Raw genomic sequence first — 19,445 nt, forward strand, 5'->3', positions numbered from 1 at the left:
GGGGTGTGGCCCGACGGACTAAGACTTAAAGGGACTAGGTACGGGTTCTTCTCAAAGAGGAATCGAGCCTCATTCTGTCATCCTGTCATAAGCGGCCCACACCCCCTCCGACCTCACTTCGTTCGGCCACCTCCCCCAGCTTCGTGGGGGAGGCTTTCGCGTTGCGGCCCTTACCCTACGGCCGGCCCAACAACTCCGCCCCGCCGCCCAGCGCCGGCCCAACGGTCGGATCCTCATTCTCGGCGAGATCGCCCACCAGCGTTTCCGTGGTCAGGATCAGTTTGGCGACCGAGGCGGCGTTCTGCAGCGCGGTGCAAGTGACGCGCACGGGGTCGACGATGCCCGCTTCATACATGTTCTGGTAGTCGCCGCGTGCGGCATCGTAGCCGAAGCCGCCATTCACCGCGGTCACCTTCGCCACCACCGCCTCGGGGTCGCCGCCGGCATTGGCGACGATGCGCCAGAGCGGCCTTGTCAGCACCGACTTCACGAGCCGGATCCCTTCGGCGACATCGCCATTGGCGGCGGCAAGCACCGGGTCCAGCACAGGCCCAATCTGAGCGAGAGCCGTGCCGCCGCCGGCCACCACGCCTTCCTCGATGGCGGCGCGCACGGCGGCGAGTGAATCCTCGATCAACTGGATCGTGCGCTTCTGCTCTACCGGCGTTACGCCACCGGCATAGAGTATGGCCGTGCCGCCCGAGAGTTTCGCCAGACGCTCGCGCAGCTTGTCCTGCTCGATATTGGGCGGCGCATTGTCATATTGGCGCTGTACCTGCACGCGTCGCGAGGCGATCGCCGCCTTCTCGCCGCCGCCATGGATCACGCTGGTATGGGTGGCGTTCGTGCGCACTCGCTCCGCGCTGCCGAGATCCTCCTGGGTGACGTTTTCGAGCTTGCCGCCTAGATCGCGGGCAACGACGCGCCCGCCGGTGAGGATCGCAAGATCCTCCAGCAAGGCCTTGCGCCAATGGCCATATTCCGGCGGATGCACGATGAGATATTTGCCCGCGCCGCTCTTGCCGAGCAGGGTGACGACAACCTCCGGCGAGACCTCCTCGGCCACGATCAGCAAGGGCCGCCCGGTCTTGTCGGCAATGGCGCGCGCAGCATCGAGCGAAGCGGGATCCTTGATCTTGAGATCGGTCATCAGGATCAGCGGCTTCTCCAATACCGCTTCCATCTTCTCCTGGTCGGTGACCATATGATGCGAGAGATACCCCCGGTCGAAGGACATGCCCTCGACGACGTCGAGCGTGGTCTGCGTCGTCACGCTGAAATCGGTGGTGATCACGCCGTTCTCGCCGACCCGCTCGAAGGCATCGGCCACGAGCTTGCCAAGCTTGGGATCGGTCGCGGCGATGTTCGCCACGGCCGCCAGGGAGCCATTGCCCTTCACGGGCTTGGCGGACTTGCGCAGGGAGGCGATCACGGCCTCGACCGCGAGATCGATGCCCTTGACGAGATCCACGGACTTGGCGCCGCGCTCATTGGCTTCGATCCCTCTCTGCACCAGGGCGTTGGCAAGCACGATGGCGGTGGTGGTGCCGTCCCCGGCCACCTCGTTGGTCTGCATCGAGACTTCGCGCACCACCTGCGCGCCCATGTTTTCGAAGCGGTCGTGCAATTCAATCTCGGAGGCGATGCTGACGCCATCGCGTGTCACGATCGGCGTGCCGATCGGCCGATCGATCATGGCGTTCATGCCCCTGGGGCCGAGGGTGGGTTCGACGGCCGCGGCGAGCTGGGCCACACCGCGGGCAAGCGCGCGGCGTGCATGGGAATTGTGGATGATCAATTTGGGCATCAGTCCTCCTTCCGCCTTTTGCCGGCGGTCAATTGCTAAAGCGTTTTGCGATTTGACAGAATCGTCAAGAATCGCAAAGACGCGTCGAAACAAAGAGTTAGAGCAAAGCAGCGTTTGCGCCTAAACGCGCTTTGCTCTAGTCCCTCTCAGCCGGCCGGCGTTGACGGTGCCGCGCTGGGCACGCGGTTCATGATGAAGTCGACGAGGGTCGGTTCCCCGTCGACAAAATCCGCTTGCTTGTAGCGAGTGGTCTTCAGTCCACGGCACAGCGCGCCGTTGAACTCCATGTTGATGCGGACGCTCCGGAGCTCACCGAGATAGGCGCCAAGAGCCTTGATCGGTTCGCCCTCCCAGGTGAGGAACGCGCGGTCCTTCAAGGCGATGGCCGGCCGCCGCTGCAGTAGCGCCTGCCGATAGCGCCGCTGACGGAACCCGGCCTCCGGATCGGCGAAGGTCTTGGCCTCATAGCTGGCGAGCGACAGGCGGACGATATCTTCATCCGCCATGCCGGCCCGCCGGAGGTCGAGGATCGCCCCTTCCTGCCGCCGCTTGTAGGCCTTCATCTGGAAGGTCTCGCGCAGCGCCTGCACGTCGCAGTCGCCGGAGAGGTCGCCGAAGATCTGGCCGAAGCTCTTGCCGGCCGCGACGCCGGCATTCACCTCATCTGCAAACATGTGATCCTGCAGCCGGACCTCATAGGCGGGGCGCCAGGACAGGCCGTCCAGGGCCTCGCGCACACCGTCCAGCATCAGGAAGGCGAAGTTCGGCGAGCACCAATAGGTCGGCAGGCGGAAGTCGACGACGACATGGCCATCATCGGCGACCTCGGCCCGTTCGACAAAGCCCATGTCGGTGATGGGCTCGTCGAGTTCGGGATCGTCGACCTTTGCGAGCCGCCGCCAGAGCTCGTCCTGACGGCTGGTTTCAGGCTGGACGAGCACCATTCTCCCTACTCCGCCGCGATATTGAAGGGCGTGCTGGCGAGTGCCCTTTTCTTGGCCGCGATATCGATGTCGTAGAGGCGCGCGGCATTGAGACCGAGGATCTTCTCCTTGACCTCGTGCGTGAGGTCGACGCCGCGTTCCTGCTTGATGTCCTCGGGCAGCTCGAAGGCCCAGAACTTCTCGATCAGCCAGCGTGGTGTCCAGATTGCATAGTCGGAGCCGAACAGGATCTTGTCCGGACCGATCCAGAACAACAGCTCGGCGATGACCTCGGCGAAGTAGCGCGGGCGGGAATGGATGAAGGGCAGGGCGACGGCAAGGCCGCCGAAGACATTGGTCTCCTGCACGGCGATCCAGCAGAAATCATCGAGGCGCGGCAGGCCGCAATGCTCGACGATCCAGTTGAGATTCTGGAAGTCGGTTGCTGCATAGTCGACATCCTCGACATTGAAGGCGTCCTTGCTCAGGGGGATGATGGTCGGCCCCTTGTGGACATGGATGTTGCGGATGCCGAGCTTCTCGCACAGTTCGAAGCATTTGTAGGCATCGGGATCGTTCAGCTTCCAGCCCTTGGACGCCCCGTTCCACTCGGCCGTGTACATCTTCACGCCCTTGATGTCGTAGGTCTCCTTCATGAAGTGGATATATTCGAGCGCCTTCTCGCCATCTCGCGGATCGAAAGAGCCATTCACGATGAAGCGCTCGGGATAGCGCTTGGCCACCTCGGCATTGCGCTCGATGGTGTTGAAGCCGTTCTTGTAGAAATCCTTCAGATAGGTCGACTGCACGATGGCGACATCGTCAGGCCCATCGATGAAGAGGTCGCGATAGAGGTCGTCGGCGCTGTATTTCTCAAACTTGTCCTTGGGCCAGAGCTGCTCCTTAGGGCTCAGCGCGGTGTGATAGGCATAGAAGCACTCGACGAATTGCTTGCCATGGATGTTGCGCTGGTTCGCGGGGCTGCCATCCCAGAAATGGGTGTGCCCGTCGACGACGAAGATCTCTTTGCCTTCCGGTGTGGTGAACATGACTATCTCCTTCAACCTCTTCTGATCATTTGGTTCTGGGGCTGCGGGTGGGAGCCCGCCGGCCGGGACTAGGGCGCGGCCTCCACGGTGCGTTGGGCGCGAGGAGGCAGACGGCCCAGGGGCGATGAGCACAGACCGCTCAGGAAGCAGCCTGGACAGGGCTGCCTGTGCGGGAGCGCGAGGCCGCGCGCGGGCGGGGTGGCTGCGCCGGCCGGATCCGCGCTTGCCGACGGGGACGGGGCGCCCGCCAGCGGTGCGGCGGCATGATCATCGCGGCAGGTCTGAAAGGGTTCGCCGATCATCGTCCCGCTCCTTCGCCGAATTCCGGAAGGCACGGGGAGGCAGCGCCGCCGGGACGCTCCTCCCCGGCCGCTGCGTCAGATGTATTCGAAGACCTCGTCCATATTGCCGAACAGGATCACCGTATTGTCGTCGACCCGCACCATGCGCCCGTAATGGGTAGAGGTGTTGACCTCGAAGATTTCGGCGGTCATGTCGCGGCCGAGATATTCGCTGATCTCGTCCATCTTGAAGATCAGCTTGCCGTCACCGTCGATCCGGATGAGGGCAGGCTGGTAAGTGATAGTCACACCGGGCTTCTTGCCCATGAACTCGGCGATGGCGCGAGCCTCGACCGAGTCGTTCATGGTCACGCCGCACTGGTGCGAAATGGTCTGCTCGAAGGTGATGTCCTTCATCGCCTTGAAGATATTGCTGTGCGAGGCGTCGCGGGCTGCAAGTGACATTGTGCTTACTCCGTTGGTTATGATTGCCGTTCAGCCCTGGAGACCGAGCTCGCCCAGGATCTGGCCGATGCGCTCCTGCGAGCGGGCCTGCGCGTCCTCGAACGAAACGGGTTTGGAATGCGGCTGCGACCAGATCGGCTGCAGGCCCTTGGCCGCCTTTTCGGCGAGCGGGCGGTGCTTCTTCAGCCAGGAGGCGAAGAGTTTCTGGTTATCGGTCGCATATTTTTCGTCATGGGCGAGCAGGTACATGAGGTCGATGGTGTTCGCGAGATTGCGCTCGTAATCGGCCTCGGCAGCCGAGATCACCGGCGGCGTGATGAAATCATGGTTGGCAGCGGCGGCCTGCATCAGGAAGCCGGAGCGGAAGAGTTCGCCCACCAGCGGCTCGAACACGATGTTGATGGCGAAATACTGTTCCAGATAGTCGGCCGTCCCCATGATGGTCTCGATCGCTTCGCGCGTGCCCTGCCAGACGCTGTCCTCCAGCCAGGCCTTCTTGCCGAGCTCATCGTTCCAGCCGGGAATGTCCAAGCCGATCTCGGCCAGATACAGCGTGATGTCCTGGGCCAGGCGCAGCTTGTAGGAGGAGTTGGTCAGCGTGGCGTTGTTGATCATCTGGGTGTAGCCGTAGCGCTGCGCCTGCATCAGCGACGTGCCCAGCCCGAATTCGGCATGTTTCCAGGCGCCGAGATGGGTCTGCAGGATGCGGACCCATGCCTTGTCGAAGCTCTTGGGCGCGCCCGACTTGCGGCCATTGGCGATTACGCTCTGCACCATGGTCTCGATCTTCGACTGGCGCTGGTAATGGGTGCGTTCCCACTCCTGGTCGGGTGCCCGGAAGGCATGCCAGTTCGAGCTCTTGGCATGGGTATAGTCCTTCATGTAGGCGCCGCGCCCGTCGGCGAAATTGATGATCCAGTTCTGGATCAGATATCGCTCGGGATCGGGCTGGACGTCGACCGTCACGTCTTCGTAATGGGTGGCGCGCTGGCCGCGCGGATCGAAGTAGCGATATTTCCGGCTATCGGAATCGGCGAAGATGGCGGCGCCCGCGGCGCCCGATCCGACCGAACTCGAAACTGCAGGCATGATGGTCACTCCCTTGCTGTGGTGGTTTGGTCCGTTGGCTAAGTCTTTGTCATCGAACCGTTTCTCGGCCCGAACTGTTGGAAGACGCCGGAGGTAGGTGCTCTGTCATCCCCGGCGGCACCGAAGGTGCCGGGAAGGGGATCCAGGAGCCAATGTCCTCGCGGTGGCCCCTGGATTCCCTTCCTGCCGCCTGCGGCGGCGCCGGGAATGACAGCCTCCAAACGATTCATTCTGCGAAGTCTCCCTAGTGGCCGGGCGTTGCGCCCGCCGAGGTGGTGAAGCGGTCGAAGAAGACGTGTTCCTGCTCGTAGCCGTTCATGAAGAGAACCGGCTGGAGCGCGTCGATCATCGGCGGCGGGCCGCAGGCGTAGACGTCGCCGTGTCCGTCAAAGCCGAGTTCCTTGAGCCTGGCGTCGACTCGCTCATGCACGAAGCCACGCTCGCCCTCCCAGCTTCCGTCCTCGCCGGCATGCGAGAGCACGGGGATGAAGCTCACCTCCGGATGGCGCTCGAGCAGGGCGGCGATACGATCGAGATGGAAGAGGTCGTCCTGCGTGCGCGCGCCGTAGAAGAAATAGACCGGCCGCTGCTCGCCGCTCGCCAGATGATCGTTGAGGATCGACCAGACCGGCGACATGCCGGAGCCCGCGCCGACCAGGATCAAGGGTCCTTCGCGCTCCTCCCGTCGGAAGCAGGTGCCATAGGGTCCGGTGACACTGACGTCGGCGCCGACCCGGATTCCGCCGGCGTCGAGTTCTCCGGAGAATTTTCCCTGGGGGTATTTCTTGATGATGAAGGAGAGTTTCTGGGTTTGGTCCGGCGTATTTGCCATGGAAAACGAGCGCGTAAGCGTCTCCCCTTTTTCCGTGGTGACTGTGATGTCGACATATTGGCCGGCCCAGAATTTCATCGGGGAACTGAGCGAGATCTCGATACCGCGAATATCGTGGGTGAGGCGCTCGATCTTCTCGATCCGGCCCCGGTAGCTCTTCACGGCAATGGCCTTGGCGAGCACCTCCTCGTCATAGTTGAGGAGCTCGACTTCCATGTCCGAATAGGCGATCGAACGGCATAGAAGAATATGGCCGCTGTCCTTCTCCGTGTCGTTCAGCGCGAAGGTCGAATATTTCAGCATGTCGACTTCGCCATCGAGCAGGACGCATTTGCAGGCCGAGCATTGCCCTTCCTTGCAGCCATGCGGCAGTGCGATGCCCTGGCGAAAGGCCGCGTTCAGCACGGTCTCGCCATGCTCCACCTCGAATTCAACGCCGACCGGTTCAAGGCGCACAGTGTGGGCCGCGCTCATCGGGCCTTCCTCCAATACTGTCCCGTTCCCCCTCCCGGCGTCGGGAGGGGGCCGTGATCGCTGGGACCGCGGAGGCCGTGAGGCCCCCGCGGGTCATCGGCTCAATGGCAGGGGTTGATCGTGAAGCCCGCCCGGTACTCGGCCAGGTGCTTATCGCGATCGGCTGGCGACATCTCGCGCAGCAGCGTCAGCGGCGAAAGAATGGTGTGGCCCTTGACGTCGTCGAGGGTCCACATCTCCTTCGGGTCGAAGCGCAGATGGGGCTGCGGGATCAGGGTCTTGCCGTCGGAGCGGACGAAGTTCAAGTCCTTCATCGCATCGGCGAGATCCCAGCCGTGATACAGCGTCTCCCATTCGCGCTTGCCGCTGAAGCGGCCCATCGCCGGGGTCGGACGTCCCTGATACTCGTCGGCGAAGGCTTCCACCGCCGTCCAGCGGTCGAGCTCATGGGCGAAGGTGTGCAACTTGCCGTCGATCTCGTCGACGACGATGTCCTCGCGGATCAGGCAGGGGACGAGGCAGCTCCAGCAGCGATGCGGATAGACATAGCCCACCTGCTCGTTGAAGGTGAGGATCTTCTCGCCACGATGGCTGAGCTTGTCGTGCCACTTCCAGAACTCGCCGAACTGCGCATACCAGCCTGGATACTTATACTCGAACCACTCGAAGTCCTTGTCGGTCTGCGCCTCGATGCGCCAGAAGTTGAGCGGCCAGCCGACCGTGAAAAACTGCGCCACCTTGTGGACGTAGAACTTCTCGGTGATGCGCTTCCAGGCTTCCTGGACATCGTCATGATGGATCTTGATGCCGTATTTCTCGAGCGGCAGCATGTAGGTGCGATAGTAATCCTCGAAGATCCAGCGATGCCACATCTCCGCATAGGACTCCTTGGTCTTGTCGCGGTTCGTGGTGCCATATTCGATGAAGGTGCCGATGGCGGCGTCGACGATTGCGTGGTTCTGCCAGAAGGCGTAGCGCAGGTCGCGCTCGAGCAGGAGATGGTTCTCGGGCTCCTTCAGGGCAGCCATGAGGAGCGAGTGGCCATTGCCGATATGGCGGCTTTCGTCGGACTGCACCGAGAGGAACACCGTCGGCAACGCATAATCGCCGTTGCGGGCGGCTTCCGAGGGCATGGCGACGAAGAGCGTGTTGGTGAATGCGGTCTCGGCCACGACCGTGAGGTACATGCAGGCCGCAGTCATGGTATCGCCGGTGATGAATCCTTCGCCGAACTGCCTGCCGATGGTGGTGGCGTAGCATTTGCCGAAGGCTTCCTCGGTAATGTCGAAGCCGGCCGGGTCGATATAGTTCTCCATGTACCATTTCTTCAAATTCATCTGAATCGTGGAATGGCGGAACTCATCGACCATCTGCATGGTGAAGCCGGTACGCAGATCCTCGCCGGGCGCCAGGCGCGCCACCATCGCCATCGAGCGGGCGGCCGAGATTTCCGGGAAGGGGATGATGGCCAGGAACAGCTTCATCCATTCCACCCAGCGCGGCTCGACATTGCGGAACATGTCGCCGCGCAGCGCCGCATCGAGCGCGCCATAGACGCGGTTGTCCTTCTCTTCCTGCATGGGGAAGTAAGAGCGCAGCACCTGCTTCATCGGATCGCGCGGTGCCTTGTTGATCTTGTAGTCCGTCGGGAAGGTCATCGCCTCCTGGACGTAGGTCGGATTCCAACCAAGATCCGCGATCTTCTTGGTCGCCTCGCCCACGGAGATGCCGCGCTGCGAGGTAATCTTGTTGAGCGTCAAAGACGTCATAGCCATAAGCCTCCACCAGATTGCGCCGGGCGCCCCTATGGCTCCGGCGGGAAGCGGCCGAAACAGCCGCTGCAAGGAGTGCGGACGAGGCGCGACGCAGCGTGCTGTGCACGCCGGGCCAGGCGTTCGCCCAAGTGGATCGCGGCAAAGGTGCAGGGGGACCGGCTGGAACTCTCAGGGCGCCCCGACGGTGCGAGGGGCGCAACAAGGTTCCCAACCGAATTTCCTCCATTCCTTCGTTCTTCTGGCATCGCGCAAAAAAGGCGATGGGCTTCTTATGTCGATTGATGGAGCAAGGAGCGTGCCAAGTTATGAATGCTTCTAAAGCGGGCGTTTCATCGCCCGCACTTCAAAGTAAATCGTTTTCCGTAGAATTGCCTGTGTAACGATATTTTACAGGTGTAAAATTCAACTGTAATATTTACATGTCTATTCGCAATTGCAGCAATATTTTGTGCAAATGCGATATAAATTCTTATCGACATTTGTCATCTCGTCTATATTTTGAAGACAACGGTGTTTATTCGATTTTGTTCTACGGGATCGTTGCGATGTCACGCACCAACGCCCCATCACCGGACTTCGAACCGCCACGTGGTGATGTCTCGACCGAGCTCCTGGGCCTGATGTCCCGCGACCTGATCTTCTCCATGAAGTTCCTGGGTGAAAGCCAGTTCCGCCTGCAGCGCCATTTCCAGGATTTCATGATCGCGGAGCTGGCGGCCAAGGGCGTGACGAAGGAGACCCACCCGCTCATCCATGTCTTCGTCGAGCGGCACGCCATCCTGCTGCGCGATTTCGTGTTCTCGGGCGTCGCCTTGTCGCGCCAGTTCCACATCGAGGACATCGAGCGGCTGATCGGCGACACCTCTTCGCTGCTGCGTGTCGATATCTGGGATCAGCTTCGCAGCCATGTGCAGATGGCCGAACGACAGTTCCTGGCCCAATTGCCGAATTTGCCGGCGCAGCTGGCCGGCCTGGAAGATCCCGCGCGGGCTGGAGGGACGCCATGAGCGATCCGAACTTCCAGCGCGCGAATCTGCTCGCCCGCCGGTTCTCGGCCGTCGCGGAGGCGGCGGGCCTGAATGCCGAGTCCTTGCGGCTGACGCAGAAGCTCGCCGGCATCGAGATGGAAATCCTGCGCATCGAGCTTGAGCTGGATCGCCATCCCGGGGACTGCGAACTGGCGGAAGCCATGGAGGCGACGCGCGACCAGCTTGCAACGATCGAGGCGAAGCAGAACGAGTGCGCCGACCTCTACAGCCTGCGTGAGCAGGAGATCGCCGAGATCGATCGCCAGCTCGCAGCAGCGATATCGGGCCCAGCGGGAGATGGAAGATGAACGAGCACAGCAGGCCAGGCCTTGGCCTTTTCGAACTTCTCGGCCGGCACTGGCAGCGCCCCGCAGGCATCACCACCGTCCGTTTCAGTCCCGATCTTTCAGCTGTGGCTTTTGCCGCGTCCGACGGTTCGATTGCGCTTGCCCCCATAGCCGAGGCGGAGCCACCCGAGAATCGCATCCGCATCAGCAGTGACCTCGGGCAGATGCGTATCCTGCCTCGCAGCAAGCCGCCCGCGCCTTTGTCGAGCGTTGGCGCTCGGTCGGGGTCGCCGGCACCGCTGGTGGCCCATGTTGCCGCCTCTTTCCTCGTCGGCACGGATCGTGGCGAGGTGATACGCCTGAGCGGGCAGGGGGAATTGGGCGATATCCTGTTCACTGCACATGGAGCGGTAACGGCCCTCGATCACTGGAGCACCCTGGCCGGCCTGACTGTGGCTTCTGACCGACGGCACCTCTATGTCGCACGCGGCCGCGAGGCCGTGGCGCAGATCCGCTTCGAGGAAGAGGATCCGATCAGCGCCATCGCGATCTCGCCGGACGCCCGGCGGATTGCCGCCTTGTTCGGCCGGGGCCTGGCGGTGTGGACGCTGGAAGGCGCCTCGCTTTCCCTGAGGGTGACGGCCCTGCCCGCGGCGCCGATTTCCCTGTGCTGGAACGAGGGGGGCAGCCATGTCGCCTGCGGGCTTGCGACTGGCGGCTTCAGCCTGGTCGGCGCCGCGCGCGGCAGCACCCATACGGTGATGAATTTCCCCGCGCCCGTCCGCAGCCTGTCCTGGAGCAGGCCGGCCAGCGCCCTGATCGCCTCGGGTGCCTATCGCATCGCGGCCTGGCTTCTGCAGGACGGCATGGCCGGCGAGGCGATTTCCGCCGGCCGTCCCGGCCTGGTGTCTGTGGATACCGTCGCGGCCCATCCGCGCCGGGAGCTGGTTGCAGCGGGGTACGCCGATGGCCGGATCGTGGTGGCCCAATTGCGCGCCTCGGACGAGCTCGTCGTACGGGTCGACGGGCCCTCGGTGACGGCGCTCGTCTGGTCCGATGATGGCCGGCACCTGGCGATCGGCGACAGCGAAGGCGGCGCTTCGATCGTCACCTTCCCACCCCAGATTTTCAAATAGGCCGCGTGCCTTCAACAAGCCAGGAGATCCGACATGGCAGACCAGACATTGTCCGAGCAGGAGAGCAAGGATCTCTTCTTCAAGGAGCTCGAAGCCATCGCCCAACGGATGATCGAGAGGCACGGCAAGGATTTCGCCATGGGCGCGCTCGTCCTCGCGGCCCGCTGGATCGCCGAGGATCGCATGAAGAAGCCCGAGCATGTGAACTAAGAGGGTGTTGAAGCCTGGCCGTAGATCGTGGGAACCTCCACTTCTTGTCATCACCGGGCTAATCCCGGTGACCCAAGGGGCACGACATCGGCTGGATCTGTGGCTGGATGCCCGGGACAAGCCCGCGCATGACGAAATCAGCGCCTTCTTCGGTCAATTCGCGAATCTTGGATCGGGCTCCTCAAGCTCGCCCGGCCGCAAGGCGTCCTTCCTGGTAAAGCAGGCACACCGTCCGCAACACGGAGGCGAAATTCAGCATCTCGTCATGGAATTCCAGCGCCTCCTCATGCAGGGTCGAGACGAGCCGCGCCGTGGTCGTACCCTCGTCTTCGGCGATTTCGTCGAGCACGGCCCAGAACGCATGTTCGAGGCGCACGGTCGTCGACTGGCCGGCGATCCGCAGCGAGCGGCTCACCTGCTGGAAACGGAGCGGGCTGTGACTTGTGATCACGCCACACATGGCGGTCCTCCCCATTATTTCCATCCCTTTTTTGACGTTTCGACCGAAACAGCCGCCGCTCCCGGCCGAAGGAGGAACCGCGGACACAGCACTCGCAATGAGATCGGCAATCTGGAAATCCACACCGGCTTCGCCGCCGGGAGACCCCGACGGCGGCGCGGCGTTCCGGCGCGTCGCCGGTACTCAGGCACACAATCAAGGAATAAGAACGGCGCGCCCGTGGATGCGGCCGCTGTGCAGGTCATGCAGGGCCTTGTTGGCGTCGGCGAGCGAGTATTCGACCGTCGTGAGTTCCACCAGGCCCCGATCGGCCAGCGCCATGAGCTCCACCAGTTCGGCCCAGGTGCCGACCAGGTTGCCGATGATGTTCTTCTCGGTGATCACCATGTCCACCGTCGGCACCCTTATGTCCTCGCCGTAGCCGACGACATAGTAGCTGCCTGCGGAACGCGTCATTGCCAGGCCCTTGGCGGTGGTGCCCTTCTCGCCGACGAAGTCGATCACCGCTTCGGCTCCGGCGCCGCCGGTGAGCGCGAGCACGGCCTCGACCTCGTTGCCATCGGCCTTGACGAGCTTGTCTGCGCCGATCTTGCCCGCGAGCTGCAGCGAGGCGTCCGACTTGTCGACGACGATGACATCGGCCGCGCACATCGCCTTGAGGCACTGGATGCCGATGTGGCCGAGGCCACCGGCGCCGATAATCACGCAGCTCTCGCCGGGGAGGAGATGGCGCGTCGCCTTCTTGGCCGCGCGATAGGCGGTGAGGCCGGCGTCCGCATAGGCGGCAACGTCCTTGGGCGCCAGCGAACGCGGCAGCGGCACGATATTGCGCTCGGAAGTGCAGAGATATTGGGCATAGCCGCCATTGCTGTCGAGGCCCGGAAAAGTCCCGGGCGCATGCATGTCCATGCCGCGACGGCAGGCCAGGCAGGTTCCGCCCGAGATCTTGGGATGCACGATAACGGGATCGCCTACCTTGATGCCCTCGACTTCCTTGCCGACCTCTTCCACCCAGCCGGCATTCTCATGGCCCATGATCAGCGGCAGCAACTTGTTGGCGTTGGGGTCCATATGCGGGCGCCAGACACCCTCGATGATGTGCAGGTCCGTGCGGCAGACGCCGGCGCCGCCGATGCGGACGATGATATCGTTCGACTTGGCGATCTTGGGATCGGGCACGTCCTTCAGCGTCACCCATGCGTCCGACTTGAGATCGTCGTCATATCTTTCCAGGACCTGGGCTTTCATGTCGTTTCCTCCACAAGCTGCGCCTTGACTGGGCAGTCCAGGAAGAACAGCAACCGCCATGCCAGGCAGTCTGGCTGTTATAAATCAACGGGTTATGTGCCTTTCCGCATCGATCCTGCGTTCATGGATTGGACAGGCTGGACAGGAGAACTGTCCAGTTTCTGGTCATTGCGGTTTGCACCATTCGGCCGATACTTCGCGAAACCATAGGATGCTGGGAGGAGCCATGCAGCATCTATCGGGCATGGATCGGGCACGATCCGCACTGGAACGCGGCGAGCGTTTTCCCGCTGGCTTGCTGCCGGCGCTGGTCGCCGAAAGCTGGCAGCGTTGCCGGGACATCGGGCTCGACCCCAATGCGGCGCCCCGCGAAGAGGTTCTGCCCTTTGCGCAAGTCCGGCGCAAGCGGGACGAGACGGAGGGGCTGCGCCGGCTCGCCCTGGCGGAAATGCAGCTGCTCTATTCGCAGATCGCCGGCTCGAACTTCATGATCGCGCTTGGCGACGCCTCGGGCATGGTGCTCGATACGATCAGCGACCCCGTTTTCGCCGAGAGCGCCGCGGGGAGGGCCATCATTCCCGGCAGCCGGTGGGACGAACGCAACAGGGGCACCAATGCGCTCGGCCTCGCCGCCATGGCTGGCCAGCCGGTGGCGATCTATGGCCGCGAGCATTTTTTCGCCAGCCATGGGCACTTGAGCTGCATGGCCGCGCCAATCGTCGATTCACACGGCCGGGTGCTCGGGCTCCTCGATGCCTCCTGTGCCAACGAGGCGCGCCAGCAGCATACCCACGTGCTGGTGCGCATGGCGGCGGCCCAGATCGAGAACGGACTGATCTTCCAGGAGTGCCCGGAGAGCTTCATCCTCGCCTTCCATCCGCGCGGCGAATATCTAGACACCCTCTCGGCGGGTCTCCTGGCTATTTCACGCGACGGCATGGTCGCCGCCTTGAACAGGCCGGGTATCGCATTGCTCGCGGGCCTGCCGGCCGCGGCGGGCAGCCACTTCAGGGATCTCTTCGATGGCGATTTCGGCAGGACCATCGACACGCTGCTCAATGGCGGGGTCGCCGCCATCCGCGACCGGGCCGGCAGCGCCGTGCTGATGGTCTGCCGCCAGATCGGCCAGCGCCGCCCGCGCCCGCTGCCGGCAACCACGGTGCCAGTCCGTGGCGTTTCGCAGGCCGGCCCGCGTGCACCGGATTTCATCTGCGAGGACGAGGGCCTGCGCCAGGCGATCTCCGATCTCCCCGAGGCCGTAGCGATGCAAATGCCCATCCACCTCACTGGCGAGACGGGGACCGGCAAGGAGCTGATGGCGCGCCACATCCACGATGTCAGCGGGCGCGAGGGTGCCTTCGTCGCCGTCAATTGCGGCGCCATCGCCGAACCGCTCTTCGTCGCCGAACTCTTCGGCCATGAGCGCGGTGCCTTCACCAATGCGCGCCACGAAGGTTCGGCCGGCCTTGCGCGTGCCGCCCACAAGGGAACGCTTTTCCTCGACGAGGTCGCGGACATCCCGCTGGCCGCACAGACGGCGTTGCTGAGGTTCCTCGACTCGATGGAGGTCCGCGCGGTCGGTGGCCAGCGCAGTCACAAGATCGACGTGCAGATCGTCTCCGCCACCAACCGCGACCTGCGCGAGATGGTGGCGGCGCGTACCTTCCGCTCCGATCTCTTCTACCGCCTCGCCGCGCTCACCATCGCCCTGCCACCGCTGGCAGCACGAACCGACTTCGCTCTGGTGGCCCAGCACCTCGTCCAGAAGCTCGCGCCTGGAACCGCTATCACCGACGCCGCCATCGCCCTGCTGCGCCGGCGCGCCTGGCCCGGCAATATCCGGGAACTGCGCAGCTCCCTCCAGAAGGCGCTGATCCGCGGCAAGGGAGGCTTCATCGACGAGGCCGCGCTCGATGACGTGCCGCGGGAGAGGGCGAGTGCCACGGCGTGTCCGGCTTGCCGCCAGAACCCCCTGGCGAGCCGCCGCTGCAGCGAGATCCGAGCGATCTTCGCGTCGACCGAGGGCAATATCTCCGCCACAGCCCGCCAGCTCGGCCTGTCGAGGACAACCGTCTACAAGCATGTGGCGGAGGAGCGGGCAGCTCGGGAAGGTGATCTGAGCGTTCCCGCCCGGCAGGGTTCCCGGGCCTGAGACGTCAGCCGGGCAGCGTTTCGCCCACGGCGCCGCTTGCGACCAGGGCGTCGATCTCGTCGGCGGCATAGCCGAATTCCGCCAGGATCTCGCGCGAGTGCTGGCCCACCAATGGAGCGGGCTTGGAGATTTCCGCCGGTGTTGCGCTCATCTTCACCGCCGGCGCAACGACCTTGACGTGGCCGGCCACCGGATGTTCGTAGCTGGCGATGGCATGCATGTGGCGCACTTGCGGGTCCTGCTCGGCCTGGAGGTGCGTCTTCACTTCGCCGCACCAGATATCGACCGCCAGCAACGCCTTCATCAACTCGGCCGTGCTCCAGGCCTTGGTGCGCTTGGCAAGCTCTTCCCAGACCTCGTCGCGCCTCTCGAAAAGGGTCTTGGGGTCGTCATAGACCAGCAGGCTGTTGTCGCCGAGCACGCCGACGAGCCGCTTGAATGGGCTCATGGCGATGGTCACCCAGCCGTCGCTGGTGGGATAGACGCCGAAGGGCGCATCCATGCCGGGATGGCCGATGCCGGAGCGCGGGCGCTGGAAATCCTCGTGGAAATTCATTGCCATCAGCATTTCCTGGCCCTGATGGGCGAGCATGGCCGACAGCAGGTCCACCTTGATTTCCTGGCCCTCGCCGGAGCGCTCCCGCCAGTAGAGCGCGGTCAGGATGCCGTAGACCATGTTCATGGCCCCGATCTGGTCGGAAAAGCCCGAGCCGACCGGCACCGGCGGCCCGTCGCCCCGTCCGGTGGCGGCGGCGATGCCGGTCAGGCCCTGCAGCAGCATGTCCTGGCCAGGACGGCTGAGATAGGGGCCGCTTTCGCCATAGCCCGAGCCGGAGCAATAGATGATGCGAGGGTTGATCCTGCGGAAATCCTCGTAGCCGAAACCGAGCTTAGCCAGCACGCCGGGCCGGAAGTTCTGCACGACGATATCGGCCTTCTCGGCGATCTTGTAGAGGATAGCCTTGGCGTCTGGTGCCTTGAGGTCGAGGGCGAGCGAGCGCTTGTTCCGGTTCCAGGCCAGGAAATTCGGGCTCTCGCTGCCGCCGACCCAGCGATTGTTGAAGGTCAGCGTGCGGAAGAGATCGCCCTGGCCCGGCCTTTCCACCTTGATGACATTGGCGCCCATGTCGGCCAGAAGCTGGGTGGCGAAGGGCCCCTGCAGGAGGTGGCTCAGGTCGAGGATTGTGACGTCTGCAAGAGCTTTCGGCCTATCATTCGTCTTCGGTTTGTCGGTCATATCGGGAGTCCTTGGTCACATAAGCGGGCCGCGGCTAGCCAGGCGCGCCTGGCGCCAGCGCTCGCGCAGCTGGGAAAGGGTGGTGGATTCGGGTTGCCGGGCCTCCAGGGCGGCGCGGATCAGCGCGGCGGCATCGGTCTGGAAGGCGATGTAGCCGTCAAAGCGCGGGCGCACCCAAGCGCTTTCGGTGGTGGCGGCGGTGGCACGATAGAACCCGCCCCATTGCGCGTTCACCGGGGCAGCCTGCCAGGCTTCGCGCAAGGACGGCTGGCCGTCATGATCGGGTATGAAGCCGCACTGGGCGCCGATGCCCATCAGCCAGCGCAGATGCGCCAGCAGTTCGTCATCGGGACGCGACCGCCTGGTGAGGGCGACGCCGGTGCCGCCGAGCACGCTGCCGCGTCTTTTCGATTTGCCTGCCGGCGCCTCGGTAAAACGCAATGCCTGGCGACCCGGCGCGCCAATCGCATAATTCACATAGCCGTAGACCAAGGGCACGCAGGCGATGCCCTCGCCGCGGGCCATGGCCTCGAGCAGGCCGATCGGATTGAGGCGCCGGCTGAATTCCGGCGTGCGGTGATGGAGTTCGGCCAGAAGCGCCAGCGCCGCGCGGCCGGTTTCCTCGTCCACGAGATCCTCGCCTCCCGTTTCGCGGCCAAGCGAGACGATCATCGAGAAGAGGTTGAGCACGGCGTGGGGGCCGGCAACCGACAGCGCTACGGGCATGCGCCGGCTCAGCGCCACCATGCCCTGCCAATCGTTCGGCGGTACGCCGATATCCGCAACGCGATAGGCGCAGACCTGCGTGGCGATGTCGAGCGGGATCGCCCATTGCCGGCCCTGCCAGTGATAGCTCGCCATGGTCGAGCCCATGGTGGCCCTTTCCCAATGCGCCAGCTCCTCCGGACCGAAGAGTTCGTCGAGAGGAAGGAGGCAATCCTGTGCCACCGCCTCGCCGATATGGGGATGATCGAGCACAAGGAGATCGTAGCGGCCGGCAAGATCGGCGATGGGGTGGGATTCGAAGCCTTCGAGCGGCTGCTTTTCCCAATGCAGCAGGTCGGGTGGGGCGATCTCGCGTGCGGCGGCGGCGAGCGCATTGTAGCCGCGCGGATGGTCCCACGTCAGGCCGAGATATCTGGCTTTGCTCATCGGGAGGCGGCCTCTACGCGCTGGCCCGAAGCCGTGTCGAAGAAATGCAGCTTGGCGCGATCGAAGACGACGCCGATCGGCGCGCCGATGACTTGTCCCTCGGTTGGGCCCGTCTTGACATTGACGATCTCCCTGCCGAGCTGCACGGCAACCAGGGTGGAATCGCCCAGAAGCTCCGACGAGAACACGCTGCCGGCAAAGTCAGCCTGGCCGGGCGGTGCCAGGCGCAGATCCTCCGGGCGTTGGCCGAGCGTGATATCGCCCCGCAGACGGCCCGGCAGGTCATTCAAGCGCCCGGTCGAGTGGTTGAAACTTCCGCCCTGCATGCTGCCCGGAATCAGGTTCATCGGCGGCGAGCCGATGAAGCCGGCGACAAAGGTGCTGGTCGGCCCGGCATAGACCTCGGCCGGGCTGCCCTGCTGCTCGATCCGGCCCTTGTTCATGATGACGATGCGGTCGGCCAGCGTCATCGCCTCGACCTGGTCATGGGTGACATAGATCGTGGTGGTGGCGAGCTCTCGCTGCAGGTGCTTGAGCTGGGCGCGCATCAACGTGCGCAATTTGGCATCCAGGTTGGAGAGCGGTTCGTCCATCAGGAAGAGGCGTGGCGTGCGCACGATGGCGCGGGCGAGAGCAACGCGCTGGCGTTGGCCGCCGGAGAGCGCCGCCGGCTTGCGCTGCAGGAGAGCTCCAAGTTCGACCTTTTCGGCTGCGGCGGCGATGCGCGGCCGGCGCTCGGCCCAGGACAGTCCCTTCACCTTCAGGGGATAGCCGATATTGTTCTCCACCGTCATGTGCGGATAGAGGCCGTAATTCTGGAACACCATGGCCAGATCACGGTCGCGGGCCGGCTTCTCGTTGACGCGCGCACCGTCGATCAGGATGTCGCCGGAGGTCGGATCCTCCAGGCCGGCTATCATGCGCATGGTGGTGGTCTTGCCGCAGCCGGAAGGGCCGAGCAGGACCAGGAATTCCCGGTCGGCGATGTCGAGCGAGAGATCGTCGATGATCCTCAGCGAGCCGAAGCTCTTCCTGATATTGGCGAGCGTGACGGTTGCCATCTCACTCTCCCTTGATCAGCAGGCCGCCATCGACGCGCAGGATCGTGCCGGTGATGAAGGAGGCGCGGTCGCTGGCGAGAAACAGCACGGCCTCGGCCACCTCCTCCGGCTGGCCGAAGCGGCCGAGCGGGTGGGCTTCGTTCCAGGTGCGGATCAGGGCCGCGGGGTCGGGATGGTCGGCAAACACCTTCTCGTTGAGCGGCGTCATGATGGTGCCGGGCGCCACTGCATTCACCCGGATGCCATGGGGTGCGAGATCGACCGCCGCCTGCTGGGTCAGCGAATTGATGCCGCCCTTGGCCGCGGCATAGGCGGCCCAGCCCGAGAAACCGGTGAGAGCCTGCACCGAGGACATCGAGATGATGGAGCCGCCACCTCGTTTCTTCATGGCCGGCACGGCAGCCTTCATGCCGCGCCAGACGCTGGTGAGGTTGGTGGAGATCACGATGTTCCAGCTCTCCTCGTCGATCTCGTCGACCTTGCCGCCGATGGCGCGGGCGGCATTGTTGACAAGGATGTCGAGCCCGCCGAAGCGGCTGGTCGCTGCCTCCACGGCGGCCTCGATATCGCCTAGCGAGGTAACGTCGGCGCGGATGAAATGGACTTGCCCGCCTGCTTTCGCAATCGCTTGGCAGGTCGCATCGCCGGCTTGCGTGTCGATATCGGCCAGCACCACATCGGCCCCAGCGCGAGACAGCGCCTCCGCGCAGGACTTGCCGATGCCCATGGCGGCGCCGGTGACGAGGGCGACCCGGCCCTTCAGATCGGATTGCGCCATC

General features: G+C 63.9%; 18 protein-coding genes. 5 read left to right on the top strand and 13 right to left on the bottom strand.

All coding sequences use genetic code 11. The annotated features are described in order from the left end of the window. Positions 1 to 175 precede the first annotated feature (175 nt). The 7 genes from ACMDCR_RS12795 to ACMDCR_RS12825 form a co-directional block, all read right to left on the bottom strand. Complete coding sequence (locus ACMDCR_RS12795; protein ID WP_413992887.1) at positions 176 to 1,807, bottom strand: molecular chaperone GroEL; 1,632 nt, start codon at positions 1,805 to 1,807, stop codon at positions 176 to 178. A 146-nt stretch (positions 1,808 to 1,953) separates the two neighbouring features. Beyond that, the gene (locus tag ACMDCR_RS12800) at positions 1,954 to 2,751 is read right to left on the bottom strand and encodes an iron-sulfur cluster assembly protein (RefSeq protein ID WP_413992888.1); all 798 of its coding nucleotides are present in this window, start codon (positions 2,749 to 2,751) and stop codon (positions 1,954 to 1,956) included. A 5-nt stretch (positions 2,752 to 2,756) separates the two neighbouring features. Further along, positions 2,757 to 3,779: an amidohydrolase family protein gene (locus ACMDCR_RS12805; protein WP_413992889.1), complete on the bottom strand. Its 1,023-nt coding sequence runs from the start codon at positions 3,777 to 3,779 to the stop codon at positions 2,757 to 2,759. A gap of 377 nt (positions 3,780 to 4,156) precedes the next feature. Continuing rightward, positions 4,157 to 4,525 (bottom strand): MmoB/DmpM family protein, encoded by a 369-nt coding sequence (locus ACMDCR_RS12810; RefSeq protein WP_413992890.1) that lies wholly within the window; start codon positions 4,523 to 4,525, stop codon positions 4,157 to 4,159. Between the two features lie 30 nt (positions 4,526 to 4,555). Next, positions 4,556 to 5,614: an aromatic/alkene monooxygenase hydroxylase subunit beta gene (locus ACMDCR_RS12815; RefSeq protein WP_413992891.1), complete on the bottom strand. Its 1,059-nt coding sequence runs from the start codon at positions 5,612 to 5,614 to the stop codon at positions 4,556 to 4,558. Positions 5,615 to 5,858: 244 nt separating this feature from the next. Continuing rightward, positions 5,859 to 6,920 carry an NADH:ubiquinone reductase (Na(+)-transporting) subunit F gene (locus tag ACMDCR_RS12820; RefSeq protein WP_413992892.1) on the bottom strand — a complete coding sequence of 354 codons (1,062 nt, stop codon included), beginning with the start codon at positions 6,918 to 6,920 and terminating at the stop codon, positions 5,859 to 5,861. A 101-nt stretch (positions 6,921 to 7,021) separates the two neighbouring features. Beyond that, entirely contained in the window at positions 7,022 to 8,695 is a 1,674-nt protein-coding gene (locus ACMDCR_RS12825; RefSeq protein ID WP_413992893.1) for an aromatic/alkene/methane monooxygenase hydroxylase/oxygenase subunit alpha, read from the bottom strand. Between the two features lie 545 nt (positions 8,696 to 9,240). Here ACMDCR_RS12825 and ACMDCR_RS12830 point away from each other — a divergent pair. From ACMDCR_RS12830 to ACMDCR_RS12845, 4 genes are read left to right on the top strand one after another with little or no spacing between them, the layout of a single operon-like run. Beyond that, positions 9,241 to 9,702, top strand: a complete 462-nt coding sequence (locus ACMDCR_RS12830; protein ID WP_413992894.1) for a hypothetical protein — start codon at positions 9,241 to 9,243, stop codon at positions 9,700 to 9,702. Continuing rightward, entirely contained in the window at positions 9,699 to 10,031 is a 333-nt protein-coding gene (locus tag ACMDCR_RS12835) for a hypothetical protein (RefSeq protein ID WP_413992895.1), read from the top strand. The genes ACMDCR_RS12830 and ACMDCR_RS12835 overlap by 4 nt, the downstream gene beginning before the upstream one ends. Further along, positions 10,028 to 11,146 carry a WD40 repeat domain-containing protein gene (locus ACMDCR_RS12840; protein ID WP_413992896.1) on the top strand — a complete coding sequence of 373 codons (1,119 nt, stop codon included), beginning with the start codon at positions 10,028 to 10,030 and terminating at the stop codon, positions 11,144 to 11,146. The genes ACMDCR_RS12835 and ACMDCR_RS12840 overlap by 4 nt, the downstream gene beginning before the upstream one ends. Before the next feature lie 33 nt (positions 11,147 to 11,179). Continuing rightward, positions 11,180 to 11,356, top strand: coding sequence for a hypothetical protein (locus ACMDCR_RS12845; protein ID WP_413992897.1), 177 nt, complete (start codon positions 11,180 to 11,182; stop codon positions 11,354 to 11,356). 181 nt (positions 11,357 to 11,537) lie between these two features. On the opposite strand, the gene ACMDCR_RS12850 is transcribed toward ACMDCR_RS12845, so the two are convergent. Both ACMDCR_RS12850 and ACMDCR_RS12855 read right to left on the bottom strand, forming a co-directional pair. After that, the gene (locus ACMDCR_RS12850; protein ID WP_413992898.1) at positions 11,538 to 11,816 is read right to left on the bottom strand and encodes a ribbon-helix-helix domain-containing protein; all 279 of its coding nucleotides are present in this window, start codon (positions 11,814 to 11,816) and stop codon (positions 11,538 to 11,540) included. A 195-nt stretch (positions 11,817 to 12,011) separates the two neighbouring features. Further along, on the bottom strand, positions 12,012 to 13,064 hold the full coding sequence (locus ACMDCR_RS12855; RefSeq protein WP_413992899.1) for an NAD(P)-dependent alcohol dehydrogenase: 1,053 nt from the start codon (positions 13,062 to 13,064) through the stop codon (positions 12,012 to 12,014). A 226-nt stretch (positions 13,065 to 13,290) separates the two neighbouring features. Here ACMDCR_RS12855 and ACMDCR_RS12860 point away from each other — a divergent pair, with 226 nt between their 5' ends. Next, positions 13,291 to 15,216: a sigma-54-dependent Fis family transcriptional regulator gene (locus tag ACMDCR_RS12860; RefSeq protein ID WP_413992900.1), complete on the top strand. Its 1,926-nt coding sequence runs from the start codon at positions 13,291 to 13,293 to the stop codon at positions 15,214 to 15,216. Between the two features lie 4 nt (positions 15,217 to 15,220). On the opposite strand, the gene ACMDCR_RS12865 is transcribed toward ACMDCR_RS12860, so the two are convergent. From ACMDCR_RS12865 to ACMDCR_RS12880, 4 genes are read right to left on the bottom strand one after another with little or no spacing between them, the layout of a single operon-like run. Beyond that, positions 15,221 to 16,453 (bottom strand): CaiB/BaiF CoA transferase family protein, encoded by a 1,233-nt coding sequence (locus ACMDCR_RS12865; RefSeq protein ID WP_413992901.1) that lies wholly within the window; start codon positions 16,451 to 16,453, stop codon positions 15,221 to 15,223. A gap of 15 nt (positions 16,454 to 16,468) precedes the next feature. After that, positions 16,469 to 17,605, bottom strand: a complete 1,137-nt coding sequence (locus tag ACMDCR_RS12870; protein ID WP_413992902.1) for a carbohydrate ABC transporter substrate-binding protein — start codon at positions 17,603 to 17,605, stop codon at positions 16,469 to 16,471. Beyond that, positions 17,602 to 18,666, bottom strand: coding sequence for an ABC transporter ATP-binding protein (locus ACMDCR_RS12875; protein WP_413992903.1), 1,065 nt, complete (start codon positions 18,664 to 18,666; stop codon positions 17,602 to 17,604). Before ACMDCR_RS12875 ends, ACMDCR_RS12870 begins: the two co-directional genes overlap by 4 nt. A 1-nt stretch (position 18,667) precedes the next feature. Continuing rightward, positions 18,668 to 19,444: an SDR family NAD(P)-dependent oxidoreductase gene (locus ACMDCR_RS12880; protein WP_413992904.1), complete on the bottom strand. Its 777-nt coding sequence runs from the start codon at positions 19,442 to 19,444 to the stop codon at positions 18,668 to 18,670. Between the last annotated feature and the right edge of the window lies 1 nt (position 19,445).

The organism is Labrys okinawensis, assembly GCF_047345005.1.
GTDB classification, from domain to species: domain Bacteria; phylum Pseudomonadota; class Alphaproteobacteria; order Rhizobiales; family Labraceae; genus Labrys; species Labrys okinawensis.

Bases quoted from the DNA above. Each gene is read 5' to 3' on its own strand.
- ACMDCR_RS12880 (WP_413992904.1), bottom strand. From the start codon at position 19,444: ATGGCGCAATCCGATCTGAAGGGCCGGGTCGCCCTCGTCACCGGCGCC.
- ACMDCR_RS12820 (WP_413992892.1), bottom strand. From the start codon at position 6,920: ATGAGCGCGGCCCACACTGTGCGCCTTGAACCGGTCGGCGTTGAATTC.
- ACMDCR_RS12860 (WP_413992900.1), top strand. From the start codon at position 13,291: ATGCAGCATCTATCGGGCATGGATCGGGCACGATCCGCACTGGAACGC.
- ACMDCR_RS12805 (WP_413992889.1), bottom strand. From the start codon at position 3,779: ATGTTCACCACACCGGAAGGCAAAGAGATCTTCGTCGTCGACGGGCAC.
- ACMDCR_RS12825 (WP_413992893.1), bottom strand. From the start codon at position 8,695: ATGGCTATGACGTCTTTGACGCTCAACAAGATTACCTCGCAGCGCGGC.
- ACMDCR_RS12870 (WP_413992902.1), bottom strand. From the start codon at position 17,605: ATGAGCAAAGCCAGATATCTCGGCCTGACGTGGGACCATCCGCGCGGC.
- ACMDCR_RS12810 (WP_413992890.1), bottom strand. From the start codon at position 4,525: ATGTCACTTGCAGCCCGCGACGCCTCGCACAGCAATATCTTCAAGGCG.
- ACMDCR_RS12855 (WP_413992899.1), bottom strand. From the start codon at position 13,064: ATGAAAGCCCAGGTCCTGGAAAGATATGACGACGATCTCAAGTCGGAC.
- ACMDCR_RS12835 (WP_413992895.1), top strand. From the start codon at position 9,699: ATGAGCGATCCGAACTTCCAGCGCGCGAATCTGCTCGCCCGCCGGTTC.
- ACMDCR_RS12850 (WP_413992898.1), bottom strand. From the start codon at position 11,816: ATGTGTGGCGTGATCACAAGTCACAGCCCGCTCCGTTTCCAGCAGGTG.
- ACMDCR_RS12845 (WP_413992897.1), top strand. From the start codon at position 11,180: ATGGCAGACCAGACATTGTCCGAGCAGGAGAGCAAGGATCTCTTCTTC.
- ACMDCR_RS12815 (WP_413992891.1), bottom strand. From the start codon at position 5,614: ATGCCTGCAGTTTCGAGTTCGGTCGGATCGGGCGCCGCGGGCGCCGCC.
- ACMDCR_RS12800 (WP_413992888.1), bottom strand. From the start codon at position 2,751: ATGGTGCTCGTCCAGCCTGAAACCAGCCGTCAGGACGAGCTCTGGCGG.
- ACMDCR_RS12865 (WP_413992901.1), bottom strand. From the start codon at position 16,453: ATGACCGACAAACCGAAGACGAATGATAGGCCGAAAGCTCTTGCAGAC.
- ACMDCR_RS12840 (WP_413992896.1), top strand. From the start codon at position 10,028: ATGAACGAGCACAGCAGGCCAGGCCTTGGCCTTTTCGAACTTCTCGGC.
- ACMDCR_RS12795 (WP_413992887.1), bottom strand. From the start codon at position 1,807: ATGCCCAAATTGATCATCCACAATTCCCATGCACGCCGCGCGCTTGCC.
- ACMDCR_RS12875 (WP_413992903.1), bottom strand. From the start codon at position 18,666: ATGGCAACCGTCACGCTCGCCAATATCAGGAAGAGCTTCGGCTCGCTG.
- ACMDCR_RS12830 (WP_413992894.1), top strand. From the start codon at position 9,241: ATGTCACGCACCAACGCCCCATCACCGGACTTCGAACCGCCACGTGGT.